Origin of the sequence: Streptomyces flavovariabilis, assembly GCF_000725785.1 — a bacterium.
GTDB classification, from domain to species: Bacteria; Actinomycetota; Actinomycetes; order Streptomycetales; family Streptomycetaceae; genus Streptomyces; species Streptomyces hawaiiensis.
The window spans coordinates 83,579-102,540 of the sequence record NZ_JNXD01000025.1; the positions used below are offsets into that span (position 1 = coordinate 83,579).

16 protein-coding genes and 4 pseudogenes are annotated in these 18,962 nt (G+C 68.0%); 11 read left to right on the forward strand and 9 right to left on the reverse strand.

Annotated features, from left to right (window positions below; genetic code table 11):
- Positions 1–408: 408 nt before the first annotated feature.
- Entirely contained in the window at positions 409–912 is a 504-nt protein-coding gene (locus tag IO24_RS0133780; RefSeq protein WP_031142522.1) for a GtrA domain-containing protein, read from the forward strand.
- Between the two features lie 443 nt (positions 913–1,355).
- On the opposite strand, the gene IO24_RS0133790 is transcribed toward IO24_RS0133780, so the two are convergent.
- Complete coding sequence (locus IO24_RS0133790; RefSeq protein WP_031142526.1) at positions 1,356–1,634, reverse strand: hypothetical protein; 279 nt, start codon at positions 1,632–1,634, stop codon at positions 1,356–1,358.
- Between the two features lie 6 nt (positions 1,635–1,640).
- Between IO24_RS0133790 and IO24_RS0133795 the strand changes: the two genes are divergently transcribed.
- Positions 1,641–2,420, forward strand: coding sequence for a MerR family transcriptional regulator (locus IO24_RS0133795; protein WP_234335329.1), 780 nt, complete (start codon positions 1,641–1,643; stop codon positions 2,418–2,420).
- Between the two features lie 128 nt (positions 2,421–2,548).
- On the opposite strand, the gene IO24_RS0133800 is transcribed toward IO24_RS0133795, so the two are convergent.
- The 3 genes from IO24_RS0133800 to IO24_RS0133810 all read right to left on the reverse strand — a co-directional run bounded on the left by IO24_RS0133800 (position 2,549) and on the right by IO24_RS0133810 (position 4,302).
- The gene (locus IO24_RS0133800; RefSeq protein ID WP_031142531.1) at positions 2,549–3,700 is read right to left on the reverse strand and encodes a tyrosine-type recombinase/integrase; all 1,152 of its coding nucleotides are present in this window, start codon (positions 3,698–3,700) and stop codon (positions 2,549–2,551) included.
- On the reverse strand, positions 3,700–3,912 hold the full coding sequence (locus IO24_RS0133805) for a helix-turn-helix domain-containing protein (protein WP_031142533.1): 213 nt from the start codon (positions 3,910–3,912) through the stop codon (positions 3,700–3,702). Before IO24_RS0133805 ends, IO24_RS0133800 begins: the two co-directional genes overlap by 1 nt.
- Positions 3,913–4,044: 132 nt before the next feature.
- Positions 4,045–4,302 carry a helix-turn-helix domain-containing protein gene (locus IO24_RS0133810; RefSeq protein WP_031142535.1) on the reverse strand — a complete coding sequence of 86 codons (258 nt, stop codon included), beginning with the start codon at positions 4,300–4,302 and terminating at the stop codon, positions 4,045–4,047.
- Positions 4,303–5,252: 950 nt separating this feature from the next.
- Here IO24_RS0133810 and IO24_RS0133820 point away from each other — a divergent pair.
- Complete coding sequence (locus IO24_RS0133820; RefSeq protein ID WP_031142537.1) at positions 5,253–6,971, forward strand: relaxase/mobilization nuclease domain-containing protein; 1,719 nt, start codon at positions 5,253–5,255, stop codon at positions 6,969–6,971.
- A 76-nt stretch (positions 6,972–7,047) separates the two neighbouring features.
- Here IO24_RS0133820 and IO24_RS47705 read toward each other — a convergent pair whose 3' ends face one another.
- Positions 7,048–7,722 (reverse strand): helix-turn-helix domain-containing protein, encoded by a 675-nt coding sequence (locus IO24_RS47705; protein ID WP_031142539.1) that lies wholly within the window; start codon positions 7,720–7,722, stop codon positions 7,048–7,050.
- Between the two features lie 183 nt (positions 7,723–7,905).
- Here IO24_RS47705 and IO24_RS0133830 point away from each other — a divergent pair, with 183 nt between their 5' ends.
- The 7 genes and pseudogenes from IO24_RS0133830 to IO24_RS46750 form a co-directional block, all read left to right on the forward strand.
- Complete coding sequence (locus IO24_RS0133830; RefSeq protein ID WP_031142541.1) at positions 7,906–9,096, forward strand: cytochrome P450; 1,191 nt, start codon at positions 7,906–7,908, stop codon at positions 9,094–9,096.
- 109 nt (positions 9,097–9,205) lie between these two features.
- Complete coding sequence (locus tag IO24_RS0133835; protein ID WP_031142544.1) at positions 9,206–9,436, forward strand: hypothetical protein; 231 nt, start codon at positions 9,206–9,208, stop codon at positions 9,434–9,436.
- Entirely contained in the window at positions 9,414–9,926 is a 513-nt protein-coding gene (locus IO24_RS0133840) for a DUF6879 family protein (protein WP_031142546.1), read from the forward strand. The genes IO24_RS0133835 and IO24_RS0133840 overlap by 23 nt, the downstream gene beginning before the upstream one ends.
- Before the next feature lie 26 nt (positions 9,927–9,952).
- Positions 9,953–10,795 (forward strand): annotated as a pseudogene (locus tag IO24_RS41175) (helix-turn-helix domain-containing protein).
- Between the two features lie 96 nt (positions 10,796–10,891).
- Entirely contained in the window at positions 10,892–11,275 is a 384-nt protein-coding gene (locus IO24_RS0133850) for a hypothetical protein (RefSeq protein ID WP_234335330.1), read from the forward strand.
- Entirely contained in the window at positions 11,272–11,814 is a 543-nt protein-coding gene (locus IO24_RS0133855) for an NUDIX hydrolase (protein ID WP_031142552.1), read from the forward strand. The genes IO24_RS0133850 and IO24_RS0133855 overlap by 4 nt, the downstream gene beginning before the upstream one ends.
- 388 nt (positions 11,815–12,202) lie before the next feature.
- Positions 12,203–12,547 (forward strand): annotated as a pseudogene (locus IO24_RS46750) (diaminopimelate epimerase); the annotation flags it as partial.
- Between the two features lie 149 nt (positions 12,548–12,696).
- Here IO24_RS46750 and IO24_RS46755 read toward each other — a convergent pair.
- Both IO24_RS46755 and IO24_RS0133880 read right to left on the reverse strand, forming a co-directional pair.
- A pseudogene (locus tag IO24_RS46755) lies at positions 12,697–12,858 on the reverse strand (helix-turn-helix domain-containing protein); the annotation flags it as partial.
- A gap of 888 nt (positions 12,859–13,746) precedes the next feature.
- Positions 13,747–14,874 (reverse strand): amidohydrolase family protein, encoded by a 1,128-nt coding sequence (locus tag IO24_RS0133880; RefSeq protein WP_234335331.1) that lies wholly within the window; start codon positions 14,872–14,874, stop codon positions 13,747–13,749.
- 205 nt (positions 14,875–15,079) lie between these two features.
- Between IO24_RS0133880 and IO24_RS0133885 the strand changes: the two genes are divergently transcribed.
- A complete protein-coding gene (locus IO24_RS0133885) occupies positions 15,080–15,556 on the forward strand; it encodes a MarR family winged helix-turn-helix transcriptional regulator (protein WP_031142557.1) in 477 nt (158 codons plus the stop codon).
- Between the two features lie 462 nt (positions 15,557–16,018).
- Here IO24_RS0133885 and IO24_RS0133890 read toward each other — a convergent pair whose 3' ends face one another.
- Positions 16,019–17,173 (reverse strand): PDDEXK family nuclease, encoded by a 1,155-nt coding sequence (locus tag IO24_RS0133890; protein WP_037669112.1) that lies wholly within the window; start codon positions 17,171–17,173, stop codon positions 16,019–16,021.
- Between the two features lie 534 nt (positions 17,174–17,707).
- Positions 17,708–18,607, reverse strand: a pseudogene (locus IO24_RS41185) (ThuA domain-containing protein); the annotation flags it as partial.
- Positions 18,608–18,962 lie beyond the last annotated feature (355 nt).

An 18,962-nucleotide genomic window follows, 5' to 3' on the forward strand; every position in this document is an offset into this window, starting at 1 on the left:
ACCCATGTGACCCCATGCGGATGTCGCGAGAAGGCGACCCGCCGCCTCTCGGTTCGCGGCTGGGCCCAGCCCAGGCCGAAATCCAGTGACATAGGGGCCCCGAGTTGCCGACGGGACATCGGTGCCGGCCGGAGCAAATCCCAGGGCGGTCCCGGTCCCGCATCAGTCGACGTTGGTGCAGGCGGCTGCGCTGGCGCTTGCCGCGGCCTCACCACGCCTGCGGCGGGCGCCGAAGCTGTGGCGAGTCTCTGGCCTGGGCTTTCGCGACTGACGTCCATCTGTGGTGCTATACAGGCTCGATGTGGCACCATTGATGAGCCATAGTGGCATCATTGGCAGTGAACTCCTCGGCCGCTCAGGCCGAGGGGTGCGCGTTTTCGCGGAGTGAGCCATCAGAAGGGGCGGATCATGGAGACACCACAGAGCCAGGAGCAGGCGGCGCCCGCCGCCTTCACCCGCTTCGTGCTCTGCGGCGGTGGGGTGGGGGTCACCTCCAGCTTCGCCGTCGCGGCCCTCGCCTCGTGGATCCCCTGGGCTCTGGCAAACGCCCTGATCACCGTGGTCTCCACGCTCCTCGCCACCGAGCTGCACGCCCGCTTCACCTTCGGCGCGGGCGGGCGCGCGACCTGGCGCCAGCATGCGCAATCGGCCGGGTCCGCGGCGGCCGCATACGCAGTGACCTGCGCGGCGATGCTTGTCCTGCAGCAGATGGTGGCGGCGCCCGGTGCGGTGCTGGAGCAGATCGTCTACCTGTCCGCCTCCGCACTCGCCGGTGTCGCGCGGTTCACGGTGCTGCGCCTCGTCGTCTTCACGCGGAACCGCTCGCAGGCCATGCCCACCATTCGCACCGCCCGTCCCGTGCACGCGACCGCGGCCCCCGCCGTCCCTGCGGTGCTCCGCTACGCCGCCTGACCGTTCCGCAGAACGGCGTGGCGCACGGGCAGATGTCCTCTGAATCTTCGCCAGCGCCGCACAGCCGCTGCCGCCCGTTCAGCCCGGGCAGCCACCGGCCGATTCCGGGGAAGATCCGATGACCATAGTTGCTAGGGCGTATCGGGTGTAGTTGATCTGCCGCATTGGTGATCGCAGGTCCGCCCGGGGGCAGGAGCACGTGTACGGGCAGGTGGCGGCAGAGCGGGTCGTTCATGTCCAGCACGCCGCTGGCGGCTTGTTCGGCCAGGAGCAGGGCGGTGAACGCCTGGTCAGGGACCCGATCTCGAACCGGGTGGCCGGTGTGCAGGGGGCTGAGTCGCGGTGGGTGGTGGTGCGGCCGCGGGCGATCAGCTCACGGTGTCCGGCGCGGTGCAGGCCGACGAGGACGGTGCTGGCGCCGGTTGCCGCCGACAGTAGCCACGTCACCGCCCGCCGCACGCTTTGAGCAGCCGAGCCAACGCCTCTCCCGCCTCTCCGTACCCGGCGTCTGAGATCTGTTGCAGCTCGCGTAGGTCGCCGGCCGCGACCGCGCGTCGAGTGAGCAGGAACCCGGCGTGCATGGATCCCTCGTCCAACAGCTCGCTCAGTTCCCCGAGGTCGCCGGCGGCGTCGGCGAGGTCGGCAAGCCGGTCCAAAGCGGTTTCGTTGCCCGCATCGGCCAGCTCGCGCAGGGTCTCCCGATCGGTGTTCGTGTTCGCCATGACGCCATGCTGCGGCCCTGCCCCAGGGGCAAGGTCAAGTGGGACGATGACCGGGTGATCACCATCGGGCAGCTGGCCAGGTACGTCGGAGTGTCGATCAAGACCATCCGCGTCTATCACGACAAAGGGCTGCTCCCCGAACCCGACCGCGATGCGTCCGGCTACCGCCGGTACAGCGCGAACGACGCCACCGACCTGATCAAGATCCGGACGCTCGCCGAAGCGGGCGTCCCCCTGGCCCGTATCCGGGACCTGAGATCAGCGACCGACGAGGACTTCCAGCGAGCGCTGCACGAGATCGACGACGAGCTCACAACCCGCATCCGCGGCCTGGAGACAACGCAAGGGCGCCTGCGCCGGCTCGCCGCCGGGCATCTGGCACCGCTGCCCACCGAGGTCTCTGCCCATCTGGAGCAACTGGCTCGCTGGGAGTTCACCCCTCGTTGGGTGAACCTGCAACGCGACCTGTGGATCCTCGTGTTCGCCATCCTTCCGGACCGAGCGATCACCCTGTTCCATGACCAGGCCGAGACCCTGGACGACCCCGACTTCCGGCAGCTCTTCCTCGACTACGACCACGCGCACGACCTCGACGCCGACCATCCCCACATCGACGACCTCGCCCGCCGGATCGTCGAGGCGACCCGGAGGCGCTACGGACCCGATGAACCGCCCGAGCTGGATGCAGCCTCCGAGATCCCCGCTCTCATCCAGGGCTCGGTCAACGCGCTGTCCCCGGCGTGGCAGCGACTCGACACGCTCATTCGCGCACAACTGAGCGCGTGACTCGACGTGTTCGGACGCCCGGTCCCGGCTGCGCTCGGAAATCAGTCAGTGCACGCCCGCCGACTACAGTGCAGCCGTTTGCCCGTTGCGGTACCAGTACCGGCCGGCACGAGCACGCCGATGCGCCGTCACCCCTCCCCGGGTCGTCGCCTATCGGCGGCGGACTCGCTCATCTGCTGCCGCACCTCGGCGTCGATGCCCTTGGCCAGTCTCCGCTGGTGCTTCGCTGTCGAGTGCTGGTAGATCAGCTGCGCTCGCTCGGAGGACTGGCCGGCGCGGACCATGAGGTCCTTCAGCTTGGCGCCGGTGTCGGCGGCGAGGGTGTTGCCGGTGTGCCGCAGGTCGTAGGAGCGGAAATTGTCCGGCATCCCCACCTTGGCCCTCGCCTTGCGCCACTTCCGCCCGAAGGTGGAGCGACGGAAGGGAGCACCCTTCTCTCCCACGAACAGCAGGCCGTCGCCCTCCTTCTCCGCGAACCACTGGAGGTGGCGACGCAGCTCCGGGAGCAAGAAGTCAGGCAGGTAGACGGTGCGCTTGCCCGCCCGCGTTTTGGGGTCGCCGGTGACGCGTCTGCCGTTGGTCAGCTCCGGGGAGGCGAGCGTGACCCGCAGCGAGCATTCGTCAAGATCGACACTGTGACGGCGCAGTTCGGCCAGCTCCTCGGGGCGGAGCGAGGCGAAGGCGCCGAGCAGGACCATCAGTCGCCAGCGTGGGCCCATGGCATCGGCCAGGTCGAAGACCTGCTCGACGGTGGCAGTGGGACGCTCGTCGGCCTCCTCCTTTCCCGCGCCCTTGATACGGCAGGGGTTGCTGCGCAGGAGGTCGTCGTCGACCGCCGTCTGCAGGATGGCCTTCAACAGGCGGTACGACTTGGCGACCGTGGTGGGGCCGGTCGCCTTCAGACGCTCGGCTCGCCACGTGCGGACGGAGGGCGGGGCGATCTCGTCCAGGTCCTTGCCACCGAAGGCTGGCAGGATGTGCAGGCGCAACAGGCCGTCGTAGCGGTCGAGCGTGGTCGGGGCCAGGCCGCGCTCCTCCATCCATCGCAGTGCGTACCTCTCGAAACTGACCGCCCCGGCTTCCGGGTCGCGCCAGTGATTGCGCTCGATGTCGGCCCGGGTGATGTTGAGCCAGTCCTGGGCGTCGGACTTGGTCTCGAACGTCTCGGGTGCGGTATACCGCTGTCCGTCCGGGCCGAGGTAGCGGGCCTGCCACCGGCCGGAGGCGAGCTTGCGTACCGTGCCGAACTCGCGCCGCCTCTGCGGCTTGCGTCCCGCCATCAGGCCGCCTTCCCGAAGCGGGCCCGGACGCGGCGGACCGGCTCGACGGTGCGCGCCTCGACGTACTCGGCGACCGCGCTCTCGGGGATGCGGACGGGGCGGCCGAGTTTGACGTAGCGGATACGACGCTCGGTGATCAAGCGACGTACGAAGCGCTCGCCCGTGCCGAGTTGTTCGGCGGCCTCGGCCACCGTCAGAAGGCGGTCAGGCATTCACGTTCACCTCCTTCAGGGCAAGGTGCTGGGTACATGCGGAGACAAGGGGTATTGCGGGTCGGTGCAAGGGGGGTGGGTCCTCACTCTGGAGCGGCAGGGGGGTACTCGCCTCGGTATGGCGGCGGCAGTTCAGGCGGCGGGCCAGCCGCGCAGGAGCACGGGGGCTGAGACGTGAAGCGCCTCGGCGATCACGACGAGATCGTCGACGTCGCATCGGCGCTGGGCACGTTCGATGCGGGACAGCATGGTGTTGGACATCGGGTGGCCCAGCGCGGTCACGCGGCCGGCGAGCTGGCGTTGCGACAAGCCGCGTTCGGTGCGGACGATTTCGATGGTGCGGGCCGCCCGGATTCCTGCGGGCCCGATTTCCAGTGAGCGTGGGGGCATGGCTCCAATTGAAGCGTCCATTCGCCGGTTTGGTTAACCGGCGATCGTGGTCTATGTTCCGCTCGCGCGGTTCGCTGCGGAGCGGTTTCCCGGGGTCGGGAAGGGGAGCCGAGCGACATGTCGATCGGCGCTCTGATGGTGCGCTGACGTGGGATGTTGTGTTGTAGCTTCCCCATCAGCGGCACGTCAACGGCTTCGGGATGTGATCCTTCTGGCTCGACGCCGCGAGCAACTATTTCGGCAACCGCCGATCGTGCCCTAAAATTTTGGGACCGCCCTCTATCGCCTGCTTTTCGGCAGCCTTTCTGCCGTAAGAGATTGCGCGGGATTGGGCTGGACTTGCGCGGCCTGGGTGTGGCTATGTTGACGACACCCCCCGAAAAGCGCGAGCGGCCACCAGCGCGCCCCGCGCCCGGAACACGGGCCCTCGGATGTCGAGACCGACCTCGCCCAGCTCGCCGACGCCGGACTCATCTGCCGCTACACGGGCCCGGACGACAAGGCGTACCTGCACATCGTCACCTGGCACCAGCACCAGAAGATCAACCGGCCCAGCAAGAGCCGCCTCCCCGCCTGCCCGCTCCACGAAGCCCCGATCGGTACCGCGCCTGCCGGCAGCCTCGGAATCACGGAGCCCTCACCGCCGCCTCACAGAGCTCTCAGTGAGGGCTCCAGCGACATGCGCAAGCCTGCGGTGAATTCGGGGAGCGGCGGTGAAGCCACAGGTCAGGAGCGTTTCACGGAGTCCTCCGTGAGGGAGCAGGGAGGACTCCGTGAGGTACCAGTGACGTCTCACGGTACGGATCTAGGGTCAACCAGATCGCCAAGGCCCTCAACTCTGGTGCCGACGAGCCCGATTTCGCCGCCACTCTCGCCGATCTGCAGCGCGCCGCACAGGCCGTCCAGCGGGCGGCCGACAGAGTCGCCAACTGGCAGGAGGACGAGGCGGCTTGATCCCCCGGATCCACCAGCAGGGCAGCAACACCCTCGGACTTCTGCACTATCTGTACGGCAAGGGCACCCACGAGGAGCACATCGACCCACATCTGGTCGCGTCCTTCGACGGCATGGCCCCCGACCCCGGCCGCGACCCTTCGGTGACGAAGAAGGATCTCCAGCACCTCCTCGACCAGCCCCAGTCTCTCCTTGACGCGGACCAGCGTCCCGACCAACACGTCTGGCACTGCTCCGTACGCGCCGCCCCCTCAGACCCGACTCTGTCCGACGAGCAGTGGGGCGACATCGCCCGCCGCATGGTCGCCGCCACCGGCGTCGACCCCGGCGACGGCGCCGGCTGCCGATGGGCCGCCGTCCGCCACGCCGACGACCACATCCACATCATCGCCACCCTCGTACGGGAGGACGGCCGCCGCCCCGACCACCACCGCTCCGGCAAGCGCGCCCAAGCCGAGTGCCGCCTCGTCGAAAAGGAACTCGGCCTCCACCAGGTCGCCCCTGGGGACGGCACCGCCGCCAAGCGCACCACCAGCGCCGAGCGACACAAAGCCGAACGGCAGGGCAGGGAGCGCCCCGCGCGGGAGGAACTGCGCGAAACCGTACGGCGCGCCGTGGCCGGCGCTACCAGCGAGGAGGAGTTCTTCGACCGCCTGGCCGCCGCCGGCGTGCTGATCCGGCCGCGCGCCGCGCCCTCCGGCGACTTGCTCGGCTACAAGGTCGCACTTCCCGACGACCGCAACGACGACCAGGAACCGGTCTTCTATGCGGGCTCCACACTCGCTCCCGACCTGTCCCTGCCCCGCATCCGCGAACGATGGTCCGGCGAAACCCGCACCCAGAGCACCGACACGCCCTCGCACCAGACCACAGGCACCGCACTGAGTGGCCCCGCAGCGGCGCGACGCCAGGCAGCCACGGCAGCCTGGCAGGCGGTGCTGGTCATCGATCATAGCGAGGACGCTGTGGTGGCCGCGCAGATCGCGGCGGCCGGGGAGGTCCTCGACGCGCTCGCCAAGACCTCTGCCGCTCACACCCGCACGGAGCTGCGCGAGGCGGCCTTCGCGTTCGAACGAGCCACTCGCTCCCACGTGAAGGCCGAGCGCGGACACGACCGGGCCCTGCGCCAGGCGGCCCGAGACCTCGTCTACAGCGGCCCGGCGCTCGGCCGCGGGGAGGACGGGGCCACCACGGCGATGCTGATCGACATGGCGTTCTTCCTCGTCACCGCCGCCGCCCACTGGCACGCAAAGAAGGGGCACGCTCAACAGGCAGTCGCTGCCCGGCAGGCCGCCGAGCACCTGCGCACTGCCTCTCGGGCCGCTGCCGACGTCCCGCTGGGGGTGCTGTACCAGCGGGGGCGGCGCCTGTCGCAGCCCCTGCGCCAGAGGCAGACCACCCATCTGCGTCAGGCGGTGCCGGAGCTGGCGGAACAGGTCCTTGCCGAACCGGACTGGCACGCGCTGGCCGCCGCCCTCGCCGACGCCGAGAGCGCCGGCCACGACCCGGCGGCGCTGCTGGCCGAAGCCGCCGCGCGGCGGGAACTGGACACCGCCGGTTCCATCAGCGACGTGCTCCTGTGGCGCCTGCGACGCATGGCCGGCCTACCCGCCGACGCCACCTCGACGCGCAAACAGACCACCGCTGCGACGAAGAGCGGAAGTACCGTCCGGCCCTCGCCCAGCCGACACGACGGGCCGCGCAGCGCACGGTAGTCCGGGGGCATCCGCGAGAAGATCAGCCAGCCCTGGAGATCGTGCGTCGGCTCCAGCAGAAGGTCCACAAGACCCATCACGCCAGGAGGCCGCGCCAGCGGTCGGCCGACTCCGTCAGGTCCCCGGTGACCCGCTCCAGGAAGGTCCCCACCTTGGCCAGCCGCTGCCCGACAGGCGTGTCCAGTCCGAGGGTCTCCGCCGCCGCCAGCGCGGCCTGCGCCGACTCGAGCGTCTGCCGCGAGCTGATCACGACCGAGCGGTACCAGGCGTCGTCGTCGACCACATAGATGTCCCGACGCCGCTGCGGATCGCGCTCGCGCCGGACATACCCATGCTCGACCAGGAAGTTCACGGCCACGGAGACGGAGGCCGGGCTGACCTTCAACCGGTGGGTCAGCTCGGCGGCGGTGCGCCTGCCGTGCTCGGACAGCAACAGGTCGACGTGCGCGCGCGCTGTCATCCGCGGCATCCCCGACCTGACCGCCAGCTCGATGATCTCCTCCTCCATCATGCCGCTCGGCACTCCGCCCCCGCGCGGGGGTGCAGGTGTGCCGCGCTGCGCCCGCTGGACCGTCGCCTGGTGCGCCTGCTGGGGCCGGTAGCCGCCGGGGCCGCCGTTGCGTGCGACCTCCCGGCTGATCGTCGAGGTCGGCCGGTCCAGCCGCCTGGCGATCTCGGCATAGGAAAGTCCGTCGGCGAGTCCGGCCGCGATGCGCTGGCGCTCCCGCTGGGTCAACCGTCCTCCTGGCATGCCGCCAGTATTGCCTTCGCCTCTACTCATTGCAACGAACCATTGCATTCACTCTCAGCGTCATTGCATCAGTTTATCGCCATCTACCTGCTCAAATGTCATTCTATCGATTGACGTCATTTTGAACGCAACGTAGCTTTCACTACACGTCAAACACGCAATGTCGCGAGATGAGGAATGGCCATGAGCGAATCCCTCCACACCGTCACGGCGCTGCCGACGGAGCGTCAGCCCGGCTGCCCCTTCGACCCGCCGGCGGAGCTGATCGACGCCCGCCGGCACGGCCCCATCAGCCGCTACACCCACCCCGGCGGAAAACCCGGCTGGATGATCACCGGATACGACCTCGTCAGATCGGTCCTGGCCGACCCGCGGTTCAGCTCGCGCAAAGAGCTCATGAACGTGGTCGACTTCGAGCTCCCACCGGCGCCGCCCGGCGAGTTCCTCCTCATGGATGAGCCGCAGCACGGGCGTTACCGGAAACCGCTCGCGGGAAGGTTCACCGCACGGCGGATGCGACTGCTCACCGAGCGCATCGAGCAGATCACCACCGACTGCCTGGACGCCATGGACAAGGCCGGGCCACCGGCGGACCTGGTGACGGCGTTCGGCAAGCCGATCCCCACCATCGTGATCTGCGAGCTGCTGGGGGTGCCGTACGAGGACCGGGGCTCCTTCCAGGAGCAGATCGACACGTTCATGAGCGGGGCCACCAGCGACGAGGAGCTGATAGCGGCCTACACCGCGACCCAGGAGTACCTCGCGGAACTGGTGACCACCAAGCGCGCGAACCCCACCGACGACGTGCTCAGCGAACTCACCGACAGCGATCTGACGGACGAGGAGCTGAAAGGGATCAGCCTGATCCTGCTGGCGGCAGGGTTCGACACCACCGCGAACATGCTGTCCCTCGGCACCTTCGCGCTGCTGCAGAACCCGGCGCAATTGGCCGCGCTGCGCGCCGATCCCGCGCTCGTCGACGGGGCCGTGGAGGAGTTGCTGCGGTACCTGAGCGTCGCCAAGTCGTTCATGAGGACGGCGCTGGAGGATGTCGAGGTGGGCGGGCAGACCATCGAGGCCGGCACGACGGTCGTCCTGTCGTACAACACCGCCAACCGCGACCCCGAGCGCTTCACCGATCCCCACGTGCTCGACCTGCACCGGCAGGACGGCGGGCACCTGGCCTTCGGCCACGGCATCCATCTGTGCCTGGGCCACCAGCTGGCCCGCATCGAGATGCGGGTCGCGTTCTCTGCGCTGCTCAAGCGCTTCCCCACACTGCGCCTGGCCGTACCCGCCGAAGACGTTCCCCTGCGCCCGGAGACCGCGGACATCTACGGGGTGAAGAGCCTCCCGGTGACCTGGGACGCGTGACCGCGAACCGGTGACGGTCCTGGCAAGTTTGGGCAAGTTCCTGGCTCGGCAGCTCCGTCACGGGCAAGCTCTGGCACAGAGATCGTTACCGGCTTCCGAGGAGGACACCATGGCCCTGCGTAAGCTCGGCAAGGACCCGGAGAGTCCCAGTGGCGGCTCCCCCACCATCTACCTGGACGAGGAGAAGGGCACCTACGTCGTGCAGGGGTGGACGGTGGACGACGATGCCCGACTGCGTCAGATGGACATCCCGGGCCACGAGTCGGCGGTGGAGATCCCCCGGCGCATGGTGCAGTTCTTCCTGGAGGTAAAGAAGGATGACGAGGCCACCGACGTTTGAGGAGCTGTTCCGCGACTGCCAGAGGACGGCTGTCCATCTGGAGATGCGCGACGCCTACATGAAGTCGGACCCCGCCTTCGTCGACTGGAAGACCGACCAGATCCTCGACCCCGCCGAGCGCTGGGCCGACTGGCACGGCCTTGTCACGGCCGCCACTGCGCGAGGCGTCGAAGTGCGCCGGGCCAGGATCGTTTCGACGCCCGTCAGCGAGTACATCCGCTTCGAGTACGACGTGACCGACGGGCTGAACATCGCCGCCGGCGAAGACGTGCGCTGGCTCTCGCGCCGCAGGGTGACGGATCTCGCGCTCCCGGGCAACGACTTCTGGCTGTTCGACTCCAGCCTTGTCCTCGTCAATCACTTTGACGGTGAGGGCGAGAACATGGAGGTCGAACTCACGGAGGACCCGGAGGTGGCGAAGTTCTGCGAGTCGGCCTTCGAGGCCGTGTGGCAGCGGGCAACGCCCCACGCAGAGTTCGAGTTGGCCTGACAGCCCCGAGCAGTACCGTCACAGATATGACCTCGCCATCCTCGAGCGTTCAGGAAGCCCGCAAGGCGCTCGGACAGCACCTGGCCGAAATCCGGCAAGCAGCCGGACTCACCAAGCGAGCACTGGCCACAGTCTGGGTTGGCACGAGTCGAAGGCTTCGCGCTTCGAGAGCGGCACCCGTGCGCCCTCGGAGCGCGACCTTCGTGATTGGTGCTTCGCCTGCGGCGGAGAATGAAGCAGAGGATCTCATCTCCACAGCCCGCGGAATCGAGGGCATGTATGTCGAGTGGCGCAAGATGGAGCGCAGTGGGCTCAAGTGGGCCCAGGAATCCGTCCTGCCTCTGTGGGAACGCACTCAGCGATTCCGCATCTACTCGCCGTGGCTCATCCCCGGCCCAGTACAAACGGCCTCGTACATCACCGCGCTGCTGACTTCCATCCGTAACCGCCGCGGGCTCATCGACGACGTGCCGGCGGCAGTCAGGGTGCGCGTACAGAAGCAGCAGGTCGTGTACGGCAACCACACGTTCGCCATCCTCCTGGAAGAGAGCGCGCTCCGATACCGCATCGGGGGGACGGACGTAATGGCCGGGCAACTCGGTTATCTCCTCAGCGCTATGGCGCTCCCCTCGGTGAGCATCGGCATCATCCCTCAGGACGCGGACCGTTCAACTCTCTGGCCCGTCGAAGGATTCTTCCTCTACGACGACGAGACCGTGAACGTCGAACTCGTTTCGGCACACCTCACCGTGGTTCAGCAGCACGAACTTGCCATGTATGCCCAGACGTTCAGCGAGCTTGCAGAACTTGCCGTCTACGGCCCGGCCGCACGTGAACTCATCACCGCAGCCATCGAATCCCTAGGGTGAACGTCGGGCAAGTTCCGGCACACTCGTGGAGCCTTCCCTATCGCCCTTCCTAGGTTTATCGGCACGGAAATCGTGCTCCGGAAGGACGAAGCGGTGATGACTGTGGCAAGTATCGGCAAGGCACCGGGGGCAGCCGAGAGCGCTGCGGCCGAGGATCCCATCGACGTAGAGACGATCTCCTCGCGCACCGCGTCCGTCCTCGCTATGAAGATGGGCACCTCGACCCGTGAGGACATGGACAGCGCCATGCCGGCGATCGTCGGGCACCTGAACCTGCTCCTCTGTGAAGACTTGGGAGCGGACAGGGACCAGGAAGTGCGGGCACTCATCCGCAAGGGCTACACCCTGATCGACCCCAGCAAGCGGCCGGCCGAGGGAACTCCCTCCTTCGGCGCGTTCCTCTACCTCCGGGACGTTGCCCTCCTCACACGGCGGCTGCTGTGGATCTACACCGAGCGCAACGGGCTGGGTGCGCCGTGAGCGTCAGGGACGACCAGATCATCAAGGAACTCGGCCACTACATCCATGAACACCCGTCGGAGCAGATGTCGTTGATGCCGGTGTACGACGCGGCCCGTGATCATGCGCAGCGGCGCTCCTGTACACACGGCCGACGTTGCCCGCTCGTGATGACGGGAGCAGTCGTCGTAGATGAGAGCAACCGTGTCCTTTGCCTGCGACACGAAGAGGGCTACGCCCTCGCCGAAGCGCGACCCGAGGCCCAGGACAACTCCCTCAGCGAGGCGGCGTTGCGCCTGCTGGCCGAGGAGGTCGGCGTCCGCGACGGGTGGACACAGCCCGACCTCGATGGTCCCTTCCTGGTGGACGTGACGCGGCCCGGGCAACACAGGTACGGGCCCCGCCTACGGGTCGGCATCCGGTACCTGTTCCGGGCTCACTCGGGCGCTGTCCTCCCTGCGGTGATCGAGACTGGTGCGGCGGCCTGGGTGCCCCTCGGGGACATCGGCATCCCGTCAGTCCGTGACCGTCTTCAACGTCACGTCATCGGAACCCGATGAGTCCCCGGCAGCAGCAACTCGCCTACGTCCTGAGCCTCATCGCAGTCGGCGGCTCCGTCCTCTTTGGCATCTGGAGGGGCTGAATGTACGAGCGCAGGACCGCGGATCAGCCCTTCATACCTACCCCGCCAGTGGGAACGGTGGGGGCCACCAGGCCGCCGACCGGTGTCCGCGTTGGCGACTTCATCCTCCTCGACGGCACGTATCAGCGGATACAGGACATGAGGTCCGCCGGCACGTCAGCCCAGCGCATCCTGCACTTCGCCGGACGAACCCCGCTGATCATGCGAGAGGCCCGCACCACCTACCGGCCCATCGAACACCGCTGATGACATCCCGCTCGGGCACCACACCACCCTTCTCACCTCACCATGCGAGGAGCTTTGTCATGCGCTTCCGCAAGATCCACGGCGCAGGGAACGATTTCGTCCTGCTCTCCGACCTCGAAACGGACGACGAAAAGGACTGGCCCAAGGAGGCGGAACGTCTGTGTGCCAGACGCACCGGCGTAGGAGCAGATGGCCTCGTCATCAGCAGATTGATCAGCGACAGCCCCGCCGTCCTCGCAGTCGACTGCTTCAATGCGGACGGCTCTGTCGCAACCATGTGCGGCAACGCCCTGCGCTGCACCGCCTGGGCCGTCCATCACGATCACGGCTTCGAGCGGATGAGCCTCCACATGGCTGGGGCAGTGCACGAGGCGATCGTGTGCGACGACGCCGTGTGGGTCACGGCCGAGGTGGGCGCGATCCTGCCCCGGCGCTTACAAACCGTCATCAACGGCAGGCCCACCTGGTTCGACAGCGCCCACACAGGCACCGAACACGTCGTGGCCATCGTGGACGACGTGGACACCATCGACGCGGTCACGGTCGGGCGTCTAGTGACACCGCGCAGCAACAGCAATCCGAGGGCGGCTAGATACTGGGGAGACCTGCGGTCGTACGCCCCGGTGAGCTGCTCGGCGGTGTGCCGGACCAGGCTGACAGCCTGAGTCGGGTGCTTCGCGCGTGCCAGGACGTGGGCCTGCACGCGGACACTCGAATACCCGCCAACTCGATGGCCGTCACCGACGCCCGGCACCGAGCGCTGAACGCGATAGGGCGCTGGGGTGGTGAGTGGGATGCCGAGGTGCTGCAGACAGCCGAACTCAGCGAACTGCTTACCAACGCAGTGCAGCAAGCCGGCACCGGAGGCATCTCCCTGATGCTCCGCCGTCTGCCAGACGCTTTGCAGATCGAGGTCAATGACACCAACTCGTCTCCGCCGAAAATCGATCTCCCCCGACGCGTACAGCGAGCACGGCAGAGGCATGCTCCTGGTCTCCGCACTCGCCGACCGCTACGGGACCGAGCGGACATGCGAAGGCAAATGCTGCTGGGCCGAGATCATTCTGCCCACCCCGCCGAGCGGGCAGCCCAGCCCTCACCCCTCGGGCCATCCCTGCGACAGCCCACCACTCCCCCAACGGCAGCGCGAACGCCACGTGGTCGGCACGTACGACTGCTCCGCGTCGAGCGATTCGGCTGAGGCATCTCCCGGCCGCACGACTACCTCTACCTCCGCCTCCTCGACCCATATCCGCCCGGGTCACCACTGATGCCGGTGACGACACCCCTGTGGGGCTTCTGGTGCGAGTGCTGGACAGAGGACCTGATGACGCAGGAGTGGCCGACCCTGCTGACATCGTTCGACGCCTACTCGGCGCCTCAGATCGACCGTTGGGCTGCGGTCGCGCTCCGCACGATCTCACCCGCGTTGGACGCGGCCGCTTGCGACGAGGCCTGGGAGTGGCTGCACGACAGCCGTATCCACGAGACGAGCCCTCCTGCGGGCCGAGCCCTGCAAGGTGTCGGTGAGCCACGCCAACACCCGCGTCTGCCTGCCGCCTCGTGTCGGCCCAGCCATACTCCTCACCTGCTGCTGTCTTGATCAGAGGTTCAGCAGGTGTGCCGCGTTGCGGTGTGCGATGCGTTTGAGGTCGGCGCGGGAGAACGGCGCTGTGCGGAGGAACTCGACTGCCTCGGCGGTTGATTCGTAGGGGTAGTCGACGGCGAACAGCAGCCGGTCGGCGCCGATGGCCTGGACGGCTCCGAGGAGGGCCGCGTGGGAGAAGACGCCACTGGTGGTCGCGTAGAGGTTGTGCCGCAGGTAGTGGGAGGGCAGGTGTCGTGGCCTGCTCTTGGGGTCGGCCTGGTGGTAGCGGCTGTCGAGCCGGGCCAGCTGGAAAGGCAGCAGTTCTCCCATGTGCCCCAGCGTCACCGAGGCCCCGGGGAACTCGTCGAACACTCCGCCGTAGATCAGGCGCAGTGCGTGGGCTCCGACCTGTGCTGTCCATCCCCAGGACGGCCCGCTCAGCACGGGATGGCCCTGGAACACCCGCCACTGATCGGCGGGGAAGAGCGCGGGATGGAGGTAGAGCGTCACGCCGAGCCGTTCAAGCTCGGCCCACACCGGCCGGAACTGCGGCTCGTCGAGGTAGTGACCGTGAACGTGGTCGTTGTGCAGGACCCCCTTGAGACCCAGTTGCTCCACCGCCCGGCGCAGTTCGGCCACGGCGGCCTTCAGGTCCTGAAACGGCAGGGTGGCGAAGCCGGCGAACCGGGTCGGGTGGGCGGCGACCACGTCGGCCAGGTGGTCGTTGACCCGGCGGGCCGTGGTCACGGCCTCGGAGGGGTTTTCGATGGCCTCCACGCCGGGTGAGGTGAGCGACAGGACCTGCATGTCCACGCCATGCTCGTCCATGTCCGCCAGCCGCAACTCCGTGAGGTCGGCGAGCCGGCGCCCCCACTCTTCCCCCCAGCCGGGAGGCATCCAGGCTTCGCCCGGCCACGGGATCAGCTCCGGAACGGAGAACGCCTCTTCCACTGCGATCACCTTCATACCGCGCCCCGGGCGGTCGACGGCGGACCCGGCCGATGTGGAGGTGGCGGCCTGGGCGACGGCGGGCGGGGCCGCGAGGGCTGCTGTGCCGGCGGTGGCACCGGCCGCGGCGGCCAGCAGACGCCGCCGCGAGGTCCCCGCGGTGAGGGGAGATTCAGACGATCCTGTCGTCATCATCCTGCCTTTCCATCGGTCTACGGGAATCAGAGGCATGGTTCGGGAGGCGGGAATCTATTCCCCCTCCACCATTAGGTAGCCTAATCGTAGGTTACCTAATGAAGAGTCCCCTGGGAAGCTCCGGTGATGTTGGGCACCAGATCTGACCGGCTTACGATCGGCAGACCGCGCCGAACCGACCGCCCCAGCGTGAAAGCAGAACCACATGGCCTCCTCCCCGTCCGAATCCGAGCCGCTCATCCGGCTGCTGTGGCGCGCACACAACTGGTTCCGAGCCGCCCTGACCACTGCATTCGAGGCCCAGGAAGACGGGTCGGCCATCAGCGCGGCACACGTGACCCTGCTGAGTCAGCTCCCGTCAGAGGGGGCGAGCATCGCCGAGTTGGCCCGGCGTCTGGGCGTCAGCGCCCCGACAGCGCACCAGTGGGTCCACGAACTTGTCGCCATGGGCGTGGTGACCGTGGAGAGCGATCCGCACTCCGCCCGGTCGAAGCTCGTACTCCTCACGGCGGCCGGTGCCCGGCGCCGCGAGGAGACGATGCAGATCCTGGCCGGGATCGAAGCCATGCTGGGCGGGCGCATCGGTGCGGATACCGTCACCGCACTTCGGGCCGCGCTGGAGGAACCGTGGGGATCTCCGGAATCGGTGGTAGTGGAACTCCCCGGACCTTCCACGCCTTAACCCTGTCGGCTCCCGGCCGCAGCGGCCAGTCCCTCCCCGGGCTGCAGGCACAAGGCCACCACACGCGGACCGCATGACTGGTCCGGCACGAACGAGCGCGACAGCCGGGCCCTGGAACGTCTGCGGAATTTCTGCCGACCCGCTCCCGCAGCGGTCCGCGCCGACGCCGGCCCGGCCAAGCTCCACGCCGCCAAGGGGTACGACTACGACCACCCGCGTCGTTGGCCCTGCCACGCGGCGTCACCCGCGAGGTCATGGAGTCCTCGAGCCGCCTCGGCCGCCACCGCTGGGCGATCCACCGAACCCGGGCAACACAACTGACAGTCCCGGCGGGCTTTCTCGGCGAGCCCGGCGCACTTGTGCGCTTCGCCCATGTACTCACGAGATCCGGACGTCACGACGCCGCAGAAGGGCTCTGGGCACAGGCGGCACAGACACCGGCCACCAGCAACTCCCCAGCGATCAGGCCGTAGTCGGCTCCAGGCTGTCCAGGAGTCGCTCGACGGCGGCCAGGAGCCTCTCAGTGGCGTCGGGTTCAGCAGCCAGGGCTCCCAGAGGAACGGACGGCCATGCGTTGAACCCCACGTCCCGCAGCTCGTCCAGCCGCTTGTCCAAGCCAACTGCGGTCGGCAGGGCGGAGACGAACGTCTCCGTCGCCCCGGAGCCGAAGCGCTGGACGATCGCCTGCAGGTTGAAGGCGAACTCCTCTCGCGCGGGATCACCGAGTATCGACAGTGTCCCGATCGGCGCCCAGCCGCCGGCACGTGTCCGGTAGTGGACATTCATGCTCGGGTACCGGCCGGTGCCCCCCACCAGCCTGCCACGTGCCTGTGCGTGCGCCAGCAGCATTTCGGCGGCATGACGCACCTCCGCGGTGCACCTCACGCTCATCGCGGCGTCCAACTCGTCCCGCGTCGTCTTCCGTGCATTGCGCGTGCCTGACGGCGTCTTCGCGGCCGTTGCCACTTCTCCGTAGACACGGGGCACGAGGACCTTCAGCGCACCGTCACCTCGGTACTGGGTCAACTCGATGGCGTACACATCGGTCTGCCGCATCTGTCGGTTGAGGAACTCGACGATTGCACGCAGTTCCAACGGGATGCGGTCGGCGACGAAGAGCAGCCGCATCTGCCCCGCGGTCAGCCGCTCCTCAACCGACCCCCAGAAGTCCTCGGGCGAACGCTCGCCCAGCAACTCCGCGTACGCCTCGTCCAGAGGTCGGCCGTCAGCTCGACAAGTCTTCTCAAAGGAGTGCTGCAGCAACGCCGCGGGCCAGTACCGAGCACCGTTCGCGGCGTAGTCGAGCATCTGGCCCACGACCTCCCTGCGTATACGGGTGTCGGTGGCGCGCTTGACCTCCACAAGGGTCGGCACCCCGTCAGCGTCGACGAAGAGGTGGTCGAGCCAGTATGTTGGCCCGCTCTCCGGGCTCGTCGAGACCCCCATCTCCCGCGCAACCAACACCAGCCGCAGGGACCGACCATCCGCAAGGGTTCCGAAGTCCAGCACCCTCGGATGGCGGGCCAGCAGTTCCTGGAACTCCTCCTCCGTTTCGAATGGTGTCGCCTCCAGCGCCTGAAGGCCCTCACCCACCACGAAGACCGGCTGTTCAGCCACCTGTTACTCCCCCGCGCCTCCGTGGCCACGACCGTTGGTCCCTCATCACCCCATTGATACCAGGCAGCACCGACACGGTATTCCGCACGCGCAGGATGTGACGAGCATGGCCCGACCGCTTGCCGCCCACGCCTCTCACCACGCACACAAGGTCACGCCACGCGTGAATCATGGCCTGGGCATCATCAGGGTCGGTGACACCTGGTACGGCTTCGGCGAGGACAAAACGGGTGTGGATTCGTCCGACATGTCCTTCCAGGGCATCGCGTGCTACAGCTCGACCGACCTGGCGAACTGGACACGAAGCAGAGGCGGCCGAAGGTGCCCTGCTCGAACAGGGCAAGCAGCAGCGTGTCTTGTCGGCGGTCGCGATGGCCGTCAGCGCCGGCTCGGCCGGCGGCCGCCGCGGCGGGCGGGCCGCCGAATGGCTCGATCAGCACTGGAAGGGCATCGTCCAGCAGTTGGACACGGCAGACCGTCCGCCTACTGGGGCCTCTCGACCGGGCCGAGCGCGGTCAAGAGGAGTACGTCGCGTAATCGACCGCGGTCGCCGGCCGACGTCGGTGTTCCGTCGCCGCTCAGTTCGAAGGCGCCCGGTCCCGCTCGCCGCCATGCCGACAGCGACGCGGCCGTACCGTCGAAGAGCGGCCGCTAGCCGTTCTCCGGCCGGCAGTCCGCCTCGACGGCGCCGGCGGCCCACTCGATTCCGCCCAACAGGTGCTGGCGGACGGCGGGTTCGGCGAAGGACTCCTTGCTGTGGCCAACGCCGGTGTAGAAGGAGCGGCCGCCCTGGTAGTTCTGGCACCAGGCGATCGGATGGTCGCCGTTCATGGTGCCGCCCCAGTACGAGGACTCGTCGAGGGAGGCCAGGACGCGGACCCGCTCCCGTGGATTCGAGCGGAAGTTGTACCACTCGTCGGTGCGGTTCCAGGTGGTGGGCAGGTTAGCGGTCGCCGGGTGGGCGCGGTCCTCGACGTGCACCGTGGCACGCATCGGCCACCACGGATGCGACTCGAAGTAGGCACCGACGAGCCCGCCGTAGAACGCCCAGTCGTACTCGGTGTCGGCTGCCGCGTGGATGCCGACGTAGCCCCCGCCACTGCGAATGTAGCTCTCGAAGGCCACCTCCTGGGCGGGGTTCAGGACGTCACCGGTCGTGGACAGGAACACAACCGCGTCATAGCGCCCGAGGTTGTCGGCCGTGAAGGCTCCGGCGTCCTCCGTCGCGTCGACCGAGAAGCCGCCCGTCTCGCCGAGCTGTTTCACCGCCGCGATGCCGGCGGAGATCGAGCCGTGGCGGAAGCCGGCCGTCTTGGAGAACACCAGCACCCGTGTGCCGTCCTGCTTCGCCTGTGACACGGCCGGTCCCGAGAAGCAGCCCAGGAGCACGGCCGCTCCGACGACTGATGTTGTCAGTCGGTTGATCGATCGCATGCTGTGTATGTCCCTCTCATCCGGTGGTGAATGTGAAGTCGAGTGGCGACCTCTGCGTACTCGCTCCGAGCTACGCGAACGGTGATCACGCCCATACGGGCCAGACGGTGAGGTTCTCCAGCTGCGTGGGACCCCGGGTTCGAGTGCGGTGTCGACCGCGCGGACGGCCGTTTCGCTGTCGAGCCGCGCGCCGAGAATGAAATGCCGGAACGACAGGGGGCCGAGGGAACTGGGTGACACCGGATTGGATCGCTGATCGTTCACTGGTGTCGGGCGATCACCGGCGGCACGCGTAGCGCCTCGGTCCGCTGCTACAGCTGTCGCGTTGTCGCGCGGCCCTGCGGAGCGTCTGGTC

Coding starts and splice junctions, on each gene's coding strand:
- IO24_RS0133780 (WP_031142522.1), top strand. CDS start 409: ATGGAGACACCACAGAGCCAGGAGCAGGCGGCGCCCGCCGCCTTCACC.
- IO24_RS0133790 (WP_031142526.1), bottom strand. CDS start 1,634: ATGGCGAACACGAACACCGATCGGGAGACCCTGCGCGAGCTGGCCGAT.
- IO24_RS0133795 (WP_234335329.1), top strand. CDS start 1,641: ATGCTGCGGCCCTGCCCCAGGGGCAAGGTCAAGTGGGACGATGACCGG.
- IO24_RS0133800 (WP_031142531.1), bottom strand. CDS start 3,700: ATGGCGGGACGCAAGCCGCAGAGGCGGCGCGAGTTCGGCACGGTACGC.
- IO24_RS0133805 (WP_031142533.1), bottom strand. CDS start 3,912: ATGCCTGACCGCCTTCTGACGGTGGCCGAGGCCGCCGAACAACTCGGC.
- IO24_RS0133810 (WP_031142535.1), bottom strand. CDS start 4,302: ATGCCCCCACGCTCACTGGAAATCGGGCCCGCAGGAATCCGGGCGGCC.
- IO24_RS47705 (WP_031142539.1), bottom strand. CDS start 7,722: ATGCCAGGAGGACGGTTGACCCAGCGGGAGCGCCAGCGCATCGCGGCC.
- IO24_RS0133830 (WP_031142541.1), top strand. CDS start 7,906: ATGAGCGAATCCCTCCACACCGTCACGGCGCTGCCGACGGAGCGTCAG.
- IO24_RS0133835 (WP_031142544.1), top strand. CDS start 9,206: ATGGCCCTGCGTAAGCTCGGCAAGGACCCGGAGAGTCCCAGTGGCGGC.
- IO24_RS0133840 (WP_031142546.1), top strand. CDS start 9,414: ATGACGAGGCCACCGACGTTTGAGGAGCTGTTCCGCGACTGCCAGAGG.
- IO24_RS0133850 (WP_234335330.1), top strand. CDS start 10,892: ATGACTGTGGCAAGTATCGGCAAGGCACCGGGGGCAGCCGAGAGCGCT.
- IO24_RS0133880 (WP_234335331.1), bottom strand. CDS start 14,874: ATGATGACGACAGGATCGTCTGAATCTCCCCTCACCGCGGGGACCTCG.
- IO24_RS0133885 (WP_031142557.1), top strand. CDS start 15,080: ATGGCCTCCTCCCCGTCCGAATCCGAGCCGCTCATCCGGCTGCTGTGG.